Source organism: Acetobacter sacchari, assembly GCF_017377715.1.
Classification (GTDB): Bacteria; Pseudomonadota; Alphaproteobacteria; order Acetobacterales; family Acetobacteraceae; genus Acetobacter; species Acetobacter sacchari.
In genome coordinates, this window is sequence record NZ_JAFVMF010000018.1 from 62,827 (window position 1) to 75,589 (window position 12,763).

Consider the following 12,763-nt stretch of genomic DNA (forward strand, 5'->3'; position numbering starts at 1 on the left):
TGACCCTGCGCTGACGCCGCCCCCGCTCACGGCAGGAGAGAGACGACACATGACAGACGGGACGATCACGACGGATGTCGCCATCATCGGAGCCGGGCCTACGGGTCTGTTCGCCGCGTTCGAGTGCGCGATGCTCAAGCTCGACTGCGTGCTGGTCGACGCCCTCGCCGATATCGGCGGTCAGTGCGCCGCGCTTTATCCCGAGAAACCGATCTACGACATTCCGGCCCATCCAGCGATCGAAGGGGCTGCGCTGATCGAATCCCTCGCCCGCCAGATCGAGCCGTTCAACATTCCCCGGATGCTCGGTCGCCGCGTCGAAACCCTGAAAGGTCAGCGCGGGGCGTTCATCCTTGGCACGGACAAGGGCGACGTCATCCACGCCAAGGCCGTGATCATCGCAGCCGGGGCTGGGGCGTTCGGTCCGAACCGGCCACCGCTGGACGGGCTTGAAGCCTATGAAGACACAGGTTCGGTGCAGTATTACGTCCGTCGTCGCGCGGACTTCGAGGGGAAAACGCTGGTGATCGCAGGCGGGGGCGACTCCGCCCTCGACTGGGCGCTTTCGTTGAAGGAACTGGCGCGCAAGATTTATCTGGTGCATCGCCGCGACAAGTTCCGCGCCGCGCCCGAGAGCCTGCGGCAGCTCGACGAGGCTGTGGAGCGCGGCGAGATCGAGAAAGTCACTCCGTTCCAGCTCAAGGCCCTGCATGGCGAAAGCGGCGCGTTGCGAGAAGTGGAGCTGGTGACGCTGGACGGTGAAAGCCGCCGCCTTGAAGCTGATCATCTGCTGGCGTTCTTTGGGCTGGCGACCGACCTTGGCCCTGTCGCGCAATGGGGCATGGACCAGATCCGCTCAACAATTCCGGTTACGCCCTCGACATGCGAGACAAGTCTGCCCGGCGTGTTCGCCATTGGCGACGTCGCGACGTATCCGGGCAAGCTGAAGCTCATCCTGCAGGGTTTCAGCGAAGGCGCTATGGCGGCGCATGCGATCCATCCGATCGTCCACCCCGAGCAGGCATTGCATTTCGAATATTCGACAAGCAAAGGCGTTCCGAATTCGTAACGAGAGGGTGGCGCGAGCGGGTCGCCGCCTTATACTGATTCACCGGAACACGCGGGCGCTACCTGAGCGGGCGCCCGGAACAAGCGCAGAGGCCTTCATGCTCTCCATTCTCCGGAGCAAAACCCCGCATGTATCGAGGACGTTCTGAAATGGACATCGCTGCGCAATGGGCGGGAGGCGCCCTGACAATCGATCTGGCGGCAATCGCCGCAAACTATCGGACACTGCAAAGCGTCGTGGGCGGAGAGTGCGGCGCGGCGATCAAGGCCGATGCTTACGGTCTCGGCGCGCTGACTGTCGGGCCGACGCTCGAGAAGGCCGGTTGTCGCCGCTTTTTCGTCGCACACCTGTCGGAGGGCGTGGCTCTGCGCCCCGCGATCAGCCGGGATATTCCGATTTTCGTGCTGCACGGGCCTCCGCCGGGCACGTCGCGCGATCTTCTGGAGGCCGGGCTGACGCCGGTGCTGAACAGCGTGGAGCAGCTCGCCGAATGGCGGGCGCTCGCCGCCAGTCTGGGGCGCATGTTGCCCGCTGTGATCCAGATTGATTCCGGCATGGCGCGCTTTGGTCTGACCGCAGAAATCGTCACGACTGTTGCCAATGATCCAGGCATGCTGGCGGGAGTCAAACCGCTTTTTGTCATGAGCCATCTGGCGTGCGCTGACGAGCCGCAGCACCCGGCGAACGCCGCGCAGCTGGCCGCCTTCCTGCGTCTGACGGCGCTGCTTCCTGAGCTACCCCGCAGTCTTGCAGCATCTTCCGGAATTTTTCTTGGTCCTGACTGGCATTTTGACATCGTCCGTCCGGGAGCGGCGCTTTATGGCGTCAACCCGACGCCGGGACGGCCGAACCCCATGCGGCCCGTCGTGCGGTTGCAGGCGCGGGTGATTCAGACGCGCGACATCCCGACGGGGCAAACTGTCGGTTATGGCGGGCTGTTCACCGCGGCGCGCCCGACGCGGGTAGCGCTGCTTGGCATCGGTTACGGCGACGGCTTCCACCGCGCGGCCTCCAATCGCGGGCGCGCCGTCCTGCCGTCGCATTCTGAGACGCATTTGCCGATCATTGGCCGGGTGTCTATGGATTCCCTCGCCGTAGACATTACGGATCTGGGCGGTTCGCCCGTGTCGGCGGGTACGCCGTTCGATCTGATCGGCCCACATATCTCGCTGGACGAAGCTGCGGCCGCGGCGGGCACGATCGGCTATGAACTGCTTACCGATCTTGGCGGGCGGTATCACAGGAGCTACACGCAGGGGCACGCTGCATCCTGATTTTTCATTGTGAATGCTATAGTACGGCATCGTGCGGAAACGCCATGCCGGAACGTTGCCTGAGGCGCCGGGTGCCTGCGGCGTCGACACTTGACCCCAGGCATTTCCGCGCTGAACCGGGGTCATAGACACCGTTGTATTGTTGATCACGGTAATTTCAAAAAACCGTTGCGACATTTGCCGCAACGGTCAGTTTTTGTGCGTGGCGGCCTCCTGGTTCAGTGCCCGGATTTATCCGCATCGACAAGCTGCATGTCAGTGCGCCCCAGACCGTCGATGTGCGCCATGTCTTCATTCGAAAGTTCGAAAGCAACGCAGTCAAGATTTTCCTTCTGCCGTGCGGGATCGGCAGATTTCGGCGTCGTGGCGAAGCCGTTCTGCAGGTGCCAGCGCAGGATCACCTGCCCGACCGTCCTGCCTATCCGGGCGGCGATTTCTCCGATGACAGGATCATGCATGATCTCGCCATTACGGCCCAGTGGACTCCACGTTTCCGTGACGATGCCTTTTTCGCGATGGATGGCGACAAGATCGTCCCTGCGCAGATACGGATCGAGCTGGATCTGGTTGACGTGCGGCACAAAGCCCGCGTCGAAGAGTTTCGCCAGATGAGCCGGTTTGAAGTTCGAAACGCCGATCGAACGGGTCAGCCCGGCCTCAAGCAGGCGCGTCATGCCCTCGAACGCCTCGACATAGCGGTCCTGCGCCGGGTTGGGCCAGTGGATCAGCAGCAGATCGACGTAATCCAACCCAAGACGGCGCAGGCTGGCTTCGCACGCCGTGCGTACGCCGTCGCGGCTATGCCACTCCTTGTTGAATTTCGTGGTGACGAAGATTTCAGCGCGCGGCGCGGAGCCGCGTCGAACGCCCTCTCCGACGCCTCTTTCGTTGCGGTAGTTCTCGGCCGTGTCGAAAAGGCGATAGCCAGCGTCAATCGCCTGACTGACGGCGGTAGCGGCCTGTGCATCGTCCATCGGCCAGGTTCCCAGACCGAACTGGGGCATTTCCACGCCGTTCAGAAGGCGAAGGGTTGGAGAAATCACCATGAAATTCAACCTCATTTTTCAAGCGTCGTGAACGACGACCAGTGGCCCCAAGGCTTTGGTGCATTTGTAGGGCCCCAAGAGTCGGAGGGGCAAGCGCTCGTGGATTCTCGATCATGGGGCTGTGGAGGGAGCACACTTGAGTATGTGGGTATTATGCGGATGAAAAAAACTGCAAATCTTTAAGCGATTGATTTCATTGACGACTGGAATGTTGGTTTTGTGTAGTATGCGGTTAATCAAATTGACACCGCTCACGGTAAATTTTAATCAAAACAACACGTTATGGTGACTTCTCAGTGAACTACAGACACGCTTACCACGCTGGCAACTTCGCCGATTGCATGAAGCACGCCCTGTTGACCGCGCTGGTTGGCTCTCTGACCCGCAAGGCTACGCTATTTGCGGTTCTGGACACCCATGCCGGGATTGGCGGGTACGATCTTGCGGGCGTTCAGGCGGAAGCCACGGGCGAATGGCGGGATGGGATCGGACGTCTGCTGGACATTCCGGAAGACGCACCGGAACTGGCGCCGCTGCGCCCCTGGCTGGATATGGTGCGGGCCAGTTTGAGGCCGGAGGAAGGCGCGTTTCATTATCCGGGCTCGCCGGAACTGGTCGCGCGCCTGCTCCGCCCGCAGGACGAACTTGTCTGCTGTGAACTGCATCCGGAAGATCAGACGGTGTTGCGGCGCCTGTTTCGGAACAAGGCGAATGTGTCGGTTCATCATCGCGACGGGTATGAGGCGATCGGCGCCCTGTTGCCGCCAAGGCAGGCCAGACGCGGGTTGACGCTGATCGACCCCCCGTTCGAACGAACCGATGAGTTCGCACGGCTGGCGCAGGCGGTGACGCAGGCGCGCACGCGCTTTTCCACCGGCATGGTGGCCGCGTGGTATCCGATCAAGCATGGCGCGCCGGTCCGGGCGTTTCTGGATGCGATCCGGGATGCGGGGTTGCGCGACGTGTTGAATGTGGAGTTCACCCTGCGGCCGCCGCTGGACCCGTCGCGTCTCAACGGGTGTGGGCTCTTGGTGGTGCAGCCGCCCTATCAGTTCGACGAGGAAGCGCGCAGTATGCTTGAGCCGCTTTGCCGCCATCTGGGTGACGGAGAGACGCAGGCGAAGGTTGAGTGGGTCGCGCCGGAATGAAGCATATCGCTGTAATCGGCGCCGGGTCGTGGGGGCTGGCGCTGGCTTTGCAGGCCGCGCGGGCGGGCGGGCGGGTACATCTCTGGGCGCGCGACCCGTCGGCGCGTCTGACGAACGGCGCCATGCCGCGTCTGCCGGGACATCCGCTGCCAGACACGGTGTCGGTGAGCGGGCGGATGCCGGAGCGCGCCGACATGGTGCTCCTGGCGGTTCCGATGCAGCATCTGTCGTCCGTGTTGGGCGGTTTGAACAGCGGCGCGCCGGTCGTCCTGTGCTGCAAGGGTGTCGAGCCAGGAACATTACGGTTTCCTCTTCAGATTCTTGAAGAGGCGCTCCCCGGCGTTTCCGGCGCGGTGTTGTCCGGCCCGAATTTTGCGCATGAAATCGCGGCAGGTTTGCCTGCGGCGGCGGTGATCGCAGCACGGGAGGCGAGTCTTTCTCGCGCTCTGGGCGATCTGCTGACGACGCCCCGGTTTCGTCTCTATGACAGCGACGACATTGTCGGGGTGCAGCTTGGCGGCGCCGCAAAGAACGTGATCGCGATAGCAGCCGGGGCGGCGATTGGCGCAGGTCTGGGCGAAAATGCGCGCGCGGCGCTGGTGACGCGCGGGTTAGCCGAGATCGGGCGTCTGGCCGCCGCATTGGGCGGACGCCCGGAGACGCTGGCGGGTCTGGCAGGCGTGGGCGACCTGCTGCTCACCTGCACCGGGGGCGCTTCCCGCAACTTTCGTGTCGGCGCCGCGTTGGGTAAGGGCATGACGCTTGCGGAAGCCTTGAATTCGCCTGCAGGCGTGGCCGAAGGCGTAGCGACCTCCGGCGCCCTTCTGGCTCTTGCGAAGCGGCATGACGTGGCGGTTCCGGTGATTGAAGCGGTAGCGGATCTGGTCGAAGGGCGCAGTCTTTTGACCGATGTTGTCGAACGCCTGCTATCCCGACCGACAGGAAGCGAAGCAGGGCGCATGGCCTGAGTCAGATAGGGGGAAAGACGCGGATGTGGATGCGAAACGAACGGCTTAGACGGATTGTAAGTCGCAACAGGGTTCTCCGTTTTCTGTCATCCGACGTTCAGACGCATCTTCAACTCGCTTTGCTGCGCGGCCATAAATCGAAACAGGTTATCGACACTATAGAGTCGTGCCGTAAGAAAGCGGACTCCCTGCTCAGCGGCGATGAATCTTTTATGGTGCATGCGTTGGCGCAGGCGCAGGCGGAACATGGTGGCGCGTTCGCTGAATTCGGGGTCTATAAAGGCTGTTCGGCGCGTCTGCTGTGTTCCGTGAAAGGGGCCACGCCGCTACATCTGTTCGACACTTTCTCGGGCCTTCCAAAACCTTCTGGTGCAGAAAGGGGCACTTTTCGAAAGGGCGAGTTTCGAGGAACTCTGGCCGAAGTCCAGAATGTGTTGACAGGCTACAAAGGCGTTCATTTTCATCAGGGCGTGTTTCCGGCCAGCACCGCAGGTCTGGAGAATCTGCGATTCTCCTTTGTGCATCTGGATGTTGATCTTGAAGGCGCGACTTATGCAGGCCTGGAATTCTTTTATCCGCGCATGCTTCCGGGGGGCATACTTATCACGCACGATTACTCAATCATTCCCGGCGTCCGGAACGCCATTGACCGGTTCATGACTGGCCGTCCCGAGAGAGTGATCGAATTACCAACGACGCAGGCTATGATTATCCGCTCGGCTGATGCGCGTGTGATGGTCAGCGCGGAGGCGGAGGCAACCGCTGTCGCGGCTTAGGTGTTTAGAGCCGTAATTTGATACTACAGATTTGGAACGAATGAGCTTTTCTCCTGCTGAGACAGCCGATAAATCAATTTGCATGAAGAGCGCCACCAGCACATCCTTGAGCTGCATGTAACCAACTTCGAGCGGGCAGTTCTTAACGGAGAGGGCGTCGGATCGCCCCGTTTGGTATCGGGTAAACGAGAAGCAAGGCGACGCTGAACGCCGCGAGGAATGCATTTCCAGAAGATGAATACTTTCTGTGCATATAGCATGAAATTACATTTATATTATTTCAGATATGAATTTCTCCCATTTTCCCTCTGGAAATAAACAGGAAGATCTCTGCCTCATGATTTTTCCGCCGGAAGGTCGAGGTCGTTCGCTGTATCTACGTCCGGCCTGCTCGACGCCCGACCTCCACTATATGCTGCATAATGAATAATAATCTTATTACGGGAAATATCCTTGATCACACGTCAGCGACAGCCTGACACACATCGACCCATTCTCCGTTCACCAACTCAGCCAGACGTTCAGGCGTCAGGCAGACCGAACTGGTGGTTGAACCCGCCGCCGGCCAGACCTCGGCATACCGACGCAACGAAATATCGCAGCATACGCGCAAGGGTTGCGGCAGGCCAAAAGGGCAGACGCCGCCAACAGGGTGACTGGTCAACTCAAGCACCTCATCGGGCGGAAGCATGCGAGGACGGTCGCCGAACGCGGCCTTGGTCTTGCGATTGTCCAGACGGCCCGTGCCCGCCATGACGACAAGCAGGCGTTCTTCGCCGACCTTTATCGCCAGCGTCTTGGCAATCTGCCCGTCTTCCACGCCGAGCGTCTGCGCGGCCTCCGACACGGTCGCCGTGCTCGCCTCCATCACGACGGGCGCGATGTCGGGCGCATGTTCGGCGAAGAAGGCGCGAACGGACTCAAGACTCATATGCCGGAATCTCCCTGATTGCCTGATGACGACGTTGCGGCTTAGGTCTGCCGTCGTCCGCCAAAACTGTAGCGGCTGCCAGGATACGTGAACACGCCACGCATCACCACGCGTCCATCGACCCAGGTTCGGCGCACCAGTTGCAGGCACGCTTCTGGACCGTCGAGTTCAAGGAGGGCTTGCTGATCCGCTTCCGGCGTCACGGCGAAGATGACGTGCTCGACCTCGTGCGGAGGCGAGATCTGAAACAGATACCGATGAGGATGGGTCGTGGCGAAATCCTGATCGAGATAGTCCGGCGCGAAATGCGGAGACACAAAACGCTCCTCAATCTGCAAGGGCGTGTCGTCCTCGTAATGGATCAGCACCGAGTGGAACAGCTTGACGCCCGGCCGCTGGTCAAAAGCGAGGGCGAGATGCCCATCAGCGCGGATCGTCTCCAGCAATACGACGCGCGATCGGTGTCGCCCCCCGCCCGCCTGGATATCGTCGGCGATGTCACGAAGCTCAAGCACCTCCGCCCTTGGCGCCGGTCGGGCGACAAATGTGCCCACGCCCTGGGCGCGCGTGACGATCCCCTCACCCATGAGTTCACGCAGGGCGCGATGCACGGTCATCCGGGAGACGCCGAGCGTTTCCACCAGTTCATTTTCAGATGGCAGGCGCGAACCGACGCCCCACTCGCCCGAAGCGATCCGCTCGGTGATGTAGTGCTTCACCTGTTCGTAGCGGGAAGCCGGGCGCGAAGCAGTCAGGTCCGGCGACACGGTGCGACGCGGAAGGGTGTCCGTATCAGACGCCATCGGGAACGCCTCCAAAAACGCGTGCGATGGGGGCCACGCCACCGATCCAGTAGGACAGTTCATGTGGACCAGTCACGTCCCAGAGCGCGAAGTCCGCGAAGCTGCCTGTGGAAAGAACACCGATATCGCCAGACATGCCAAGCGCCTGTGCTGCGATCCGGGTCACGGCTTTCAGAGCTTCCTCCGGCGTCAACCTGAACAACACGGAGGCGAGATTCATCGTCGCCGTCAGGCTGGACAATGGCGACGTGCCGGGGTTGCAGTCTGTGGCCAGCCCCATCGGCACGCCGTAACGCCGGAAAAGATCGACAGGCGGCGCCTGCGTTTCACGGATGAAGTAGAACGCGCCGGGCAGCAGCATGGCGACCGTCCCAGCCTCCGCCAATGCGGCGGCGCCCTCCTCCCCTACATATTCGACGTGATCAGCCGAGAGCGCGCGATACTTCGCCGCCAGCGACGCCCCGCCACCATCGGACAATTGGTCCGCATGCAGCCGGACCGGCAAGCCGAGCTCGCGCGCGGCGGCAAACAGCCGATCCACCTGCGGCGCCGTGAAGGCGATGCTCTCGCAGAATGCGTCCACGCTGTCAGCGAGACCGAGCCTCGCGATTTCAGGCAACATATCTTCAATCAGATGCGTGACGTAATCGTCTTGCCGTCCGGCGAATTCCGGCGGCAAGGCGTGGGCGCCGAGGAAGGTCGTATGCACGCGCACCGGCAACCTTTCGCCGACTGCGCGCGCCACACGCAACTGCTTGACCTCGTCCGCCAGCGTCAGTCCATATCCGGACTTGATCTCAATTGTCGTGGTTCCGGCGGCGATCATCACCTGCGTGCGGCGAAGCGCGATTTCCAGCAGCTCCTCTTCGCTCGCAGCTCGCGTGGCGCGCACAGTTGACGCGATGCCACCGCCAGACCGGGCGATTTCCTCATAGCTCACGCCATTCAGGCGTTGTTCGAATTCCGCACTGCGATCTCCGGCAAAAACAAGATGTGTGTGCGCGTCGATGAGGCCTGGCGTCACCCACGGCATACGCGCCCCGACCGGATCTTCGGCGTGAATTCCGACACTGCAGGTGATGACCTCACGCGCCAGAGATTCAGGCGCATCCGGCAAGTCCTGTCGCCGCCCGAGCCAGACAATCCGCCCGTCGCGCGACGCAATCGCGCCGTCGCGTATGCAGCCATAAACATCCTGGGTCGCCGTCGGGTCGAGCGTCGCGAGATGAACGCCAATCCAGAGCCTGTCCCACATCGTCGTCATCCTGTTTACAAAGCCCTTGCGCGATACACCATGCGCATGGAACGTCTTCGGTAAAACTCTAGGTAAGTCTATACAACCCCATCAAAGCCGCTATGGTGCGTTTACGCAACGACAGAAAAAGCGGACGCACCGGCATGACGCAAACCCGCATCGGATTCGTAAAACAAGCCCTCCTCCCCCAAGGATGGCGTTGCAACGTGCGGATCGCGACGGACGAAAGCGGGCGTTTTGTACATATCGCGCCTGACGCGACGCCCGATGGCGTCGACTGGCGGGCGGATGTCGCGATTCCGTCGACGCCCAACCTGCATTCTCACGCGTTCCAGCGCGCCATGGCTGGCCTGACCGAGCGCCGTCAGAATCCGGCGGATACGTTCTGGACGTGGCGCATGTTGATGTATCGTCTGGCGCTGCGGATCAGCCCTGGCGACATGCGAACCATTGCGACACATCTGTATATCGAGATGCTTCGCGCCGGGTATACGCAGGTCGCTGAATTCCACTACCTGCACCACGCGCCCGACGGCGCGCCATACGCGAACCCTGCCGAGATGTCCGTCCAGTTGATCGCTGCGGCGCAGGATGCCGGGATCGGGCTGACGCTGCTTCCCACGCTATACGCCCGCTCCGGTTTCGGAGCGTCTGGGCTACAGAGCGACCAGCGCCGTTTCGCGACCAGCGCGGAGACCATCATGGAGATTGCCGAACGGGCGGCAGACACGGTGGGAGACAGTCGTCTTACTGTCGGGCTCGGCCTGCATTCCCTGCGCGCCGTCGATATCGCTGACGCGGCACGCCTTACAGAACGGCATGTCCATAGCGGCCCGGTCCATATCCACGTCGCAGAGCAGACGCGTGAAGTGGACGAATGTCTCGCGTCGACAGGCGCGCGCCCGGTCTCCTACCTGCTCGACAACGCGCCTGTGGATGATCGGTGGTGCCTTGTCCATGCAACCCATATGGACGCCGAGGAGACCGCGCGAGCCGCAGACAGTCGCGCCGTCGCCGGATTGTGCCCGATCACGGAAGCCAATCTGGGTGATGGATTTTTCCCGTTTCAGGATTACATCGCACGCAAGGGCGCGTGGGGCGTGGGGTCAGACAGCAACGTGCTGATCAGCCCAGGCGAAGAACTGCGCCTGCTCGAATACGGACAGAGACTCAGTCGGCGACAGCGCTGCCTCGGCCTGCCGGAAGGCGAGGTCGGTTCGACAGGCGCAGCACTCTATCGGGCGGCGGCGCAAGGCGGCGCGCAGGCCTGCGGGCTTCTCGCGGGCGGCGATACGCTCTGGGGAATCACAGTCGGCGCAAGAGCAGATCTCTGCACACTCGACGCTGCGCGGCTGTCGCTTCCCGGACTGACGGGAGACGCGATCCTCGACGCCGCGATTTTCGCGGGAACGGCCTTACCGATCCGTGATGTCATGTGCGCTGGAGAGTGGCGGGTGTGTGACGGGCGCCACCCTCTGCAGGACGCTGCGCGGGAACGCTTTAACATGACCGCCGCCGCGTTGCTGGAAGAGTGACGCAAGGGGCCGCAGGTTTTACTCAAATTGAGAAAACAAATTTATACCCTCTGAAAGAATCGGGAGCAACAAGACCATGCCTCCAGTCTTCACGCTGACGCCGGGCTCAAGCCCCGTTCTGGTCACCATCCCACATGCGGGTACGGCCCTCGCGCCGGGCATGGAGGCCCGCATGACGGCGCGCGGACTGCGCCTTCCTGACACGGACTGGTACATGCCGGATCTCTACACCGGAGCAGCGTTGCGTGGGGTCGGCGTCCTTACCGCCCATTACTCGCGATATGTCGTCGATCTGAATCGCGGCGCCGATGATGCGGCGCTCTATCCTGGACGACCGAGCACCGGCCTTGCGCCACATCTGACCTTCGACGGGACTCCGATCTATCTCGAAGGAGAGGCGCCCGGCGGGGAAGAAATCGCGCAACGAACGGGGGCTTACTGGCGCCCCTACCATGACGCCGTTACTGCGGAACTCAAACGGCTGAGAGCAAAACATGGGTGGGCGATCCTGTGGGACGCGCATTCGATCCGTTCGCAGGTTGAACGACTGTTCGAGGGCGTGCTGCCGGACCTGAACGTTGGCACCAATAGCGGCGCGTCCTGCGCAGCCTCCTTGTCGAATGCCGTGATGGAGCAGGTCGGAATGTCGCCCGATTACACGCATGTTCTGAACGGGCGGTTTCGTGGAGGCTACACAACGCGTCATTACGGCACGCCAGGGACGGGCGTGCATGCTGTCCAGCTGGAAATCGCGCAATCGATCTATCTGGCCAGTGAGGATGACCCATGGCCTGCGGATGCGACGAAAAGCGCGCGTCTGCGGGACGCTATCAACGGGCTGCTCGACACATTGCTCTCATGGACGCCAGAGGGATAAGCCTCGCGCGGCGCTGGGGACCCGTTCGTCCGGATGATCGGTCACAATGTCTCGGGGCCGTCCAGCGCTATGAAGTCAACACGAAGAGGTGTTGGGGGGGAGGTTTGAGGGGCTGACCGCCCCTGGCACGTTGCAAGCAGACGGCTTCGCGCTCCTAACCGGCTGTAGGAGCAACTTTCCTGCATTCAGGACACCGGACGCAAATGGAGTGCGCCCGACGTTACCGTCCGAACCATAGCCGTATCGCTGGCGTAGCAGCGTCGCCAAAGAGCGGCGGCTCAATTGAAACCACCACCACGCCAGTCTGGAAGCATCCTGACAAAATATCGGCTTTAGTGAGCGTGGGTCGACAACGCTTACAATCAGGAGACTCGCGAAGTCGCCAGCTTGAGCCCAAAGGCGATGAATACCAGACCCGTAATGCGATCAAGCGCCCGGACAGCCTCAGGTTGGCGCAGAAAGCGACCAAGCGGCGCAGTGGCGGTGATCAGGGCCGCAAACCAGGCGAGCGTTATGGCGACGTGGATGCAAGCCAGAAAGAATATGTATCCCGCCACCGGCGCGCCAGCTGGCACGAACTGCGGCAGGAGCGTGACATAGAATACACCCACCTTGGGATTGAGCAGATTGGTCAGGAAACCACGCCAGAACGCGCCAGATCCGCCCGGCGCCGGAGACTGATCTTCTGTCCGCAAGGCTGCCCTCGGTTTCAACAAGAGCTTACCGCCAAGCCAAATAAGGTAGGCCGCTCCGGCGATTTTCACCATCGTGTAGGCCAGATAGGAAGCGCGCAGCAATGTGCCAAGCCCGAGAGCCACTGCCGCACCCCACATCACACACCCAAGCGCAATGCCGATCGCGGCAAGAATCGCTGGACGTCGTCCATCGACAGTCGCCGAACGCAACACCATCGCCGTGTCCACACCCGGCGTGAGGCTCAGGATGGACGCCGCCAGAACGAAGGCTAAAAGAAGAGAGAAATCGATCATGCCGTTTTCCTACCACATCGATCAGGGACCTACACGACTTCCCGCCTGAAGTTCGCCAGAGCGCGCTTTGAAATCACGCACTCCCCTTAATC

Annotated in this window: 12 protein-coding genes; 7 read left to right on the forward strand and 5 right to left on the reverse strand. The window is 61.6% G+C overall.

Going from position 1 to position 12,763, the window contains the following annotated elements; all coding sequences use genetic code 11:
- The first annotated feature begins 49 nt into the window (after positions 1 to 49).
- Together J2D73_RS15570 and alr are read left to right on the forward strand one after the other, a co-directional pair.
- Positions 50 to 1,069, forward strand: coding sequence for an NAD(P)/FAD-dependent oxidoreductase (locus tag J2D73_RS15570; RefSeq protein ID WP_207882724.1), 1,020 nt, complete (start codon positions 50 to 52; stop codon positions 1,067 to 1,069).
- A gap of 149 nt (positions 1,070 to 1,218) precedes the next feature.
- Positions 1,219 to 2,343: an alanine racemase gene (alr, locus tag J2D73_RS15575; protein WP_207882726.1), complete on the forward strand. Its 1,125-nt coding sequence runs from the start codon at positions 1,219 to 1,221 to the stop codon at positions 2,341 to 2,343.
- Positions 2,344 to 2,561: 218 nt separating this feature from the next.
- Here alr and J2D73_RS15580 read toward each other — a convergent pair whose 3' ends face one another.
- Entirely contained in the window at positions 2,562 to 3,389 is an 828-nt protein-coding gene (locus tag J2D73_RS15580; RefSeq protein WP_207882728.1) for an aldo/keto reductase, read from the reverse strand.
- Between the two features lie 296 nt (positions 3,390 to 3,685).
- On the opposite strand from J2D73_RS15580, the gene J2D73_RS15585 reads away from it, so the two are divergent.
- The 3 genes from J2D73_RS15585 to J2D73_RS15595 are packed head-to-tail and all read left to right on the forward strand — an operon-like array spanning position 3,686 to position 6,281.
- Complete coding sequence (locus J2D73_RS15585) at positions 3,686 to 4,537, forward strand: 23S rRNA (adenine(2030)-N(6))-methyltransferase RlmJ (protein WP_207882730.1); 852 nt, start codon at positions 3,686 to 3,688, stop codon at positions 4,535 to 4,537.
- Positions 4,534 to 5,505, forward strand: a complete 972-nt coding sequence (locus J2D73_RS15590; RefSeq protein ID WP_207882732.1) for an NAD(P)H-dependent glycerol-3-phosphate dehydrogenase — start codon at positions 4,534 to 4,536, stop codon at positions 5,503 to 5,505. Before J2D73_RS15585 ends, J2D73_RS15590 begins: the two co-directional genes overlap by 4 nt.
- A 29-nt stretch (positions 5,506 to 5,534) precedes the next feature.
- Complete coding sequence (locus tag J2D73_RS15595) at positions 5,535 to 6,281, forward strand: TylF/MycF/NovP-related O-methyltransferase (RefSeq protein WP_207882734.1); 747 nt, start codon at positions 5,535 to 5,537, stop codon at positions 6,279 to 6,281.
- A gap of 457 nt (positions 6,282 to 6,738) precedes the next feature.
- Here the strand turns inward: J2D73_RS15595 and J2D73_RS15600 are convergent, their stop codons facing one another.
- Genes J2D73_RS15600 through hutI form a run of 3 tightly spaced genes read right to left on the reverse strand, consistent with a single transcriptional unit; the run spans position 6,739 to position 9,270 of the window.
- Positions 6,739 to 7,212: a YbaK/EbsC family protein gene (locus J2D73_RS15600; protein WP_207882735.1), complete on the reverse strand. Its 474-nt coding sequence runs from the start codon at positions 7,210 to 7,212 to the stop codon at positions 6,739 to 6,741.
- A 41-nt stretch (positions 7,213 to 7,253) separates the two neighbouring features.
- On the reverse strand, positions 7,254 to 8,015 hold the full coding sequence (hutC, locus tag J2D73_RS15605) for a histidine utilization repressor (protein ID WP_207882736.1): 762 nt from the start codon (positions 8,013 to 8,015) through the stop codon (positions 7,254 to 7,256).
- Positions 8,005 to 9,270, reverse strand: a complete 1,266-nt coding sequence (gene hutI, locus J2D73_RS15610; protein ID WP_207882737.1) for an imidazolonepropionase — start codon at positions 9,268 to 9,270, stop codon at positions 8,005 to 8,007. The genes hutC and hutI overlap by 11 nt, the downstream gene beginning before the upstream one ends.
- A gap of 143 nt (positions 9,271 to 9,413) precedes the next feature.
- Between hutI and J2D73_RS15615 the strand changes: the two genes are divergently transcribed.
- Both J2D73_RS15615 and hutG read left to right on the forward strand, forming a co-directional pair.
- Positions 9,414 to 10,805: a formimidoylglutamate deiminase gene (locus J2D73_RS15615; RefSeq protein WP_207882738.1), complete on the forward strand. Its 1,392-nt coding sequence runs from the start codon at positions 9,414 to 9,416 to the stop codon at positions 10,803 to 10,805.
- Positions 10,806 to 10,881: 76 nt separating this feature from the next.
- On the forward strand, positions 10,882 to 11,682 hold the full coding sequence (gene hutG, locus J2D73_RS15620) for an N-formylglutamate deformylase (RefSeq protein ID WP_207882739.1): 801 nt from the start codon (positions 10,882 to 10,884) through the stop codon (positions 11,680 to 11,682).
- A 362-nt stretch (positions 11,683 to 12,044) separates the two neighbouring features.
- Here the strand turns inward: hutG and J2D73_RS15625 are convergent, their stop codons facing one another.
- Positions 12,045 to 12,671: a LysE family translocator gene (locus J2D73_RS15625; RefSeq protein WP_207882740.1), complete on the reverse strand. Its 627-nt coding sequence runs from the start codon at positions 12,669 to 12,671 to the stop codon at positions 12,045 to 12,047.
- Between the last annotated feature and the right edge of the window lie 92 nt (positions 12,672 to 12,763).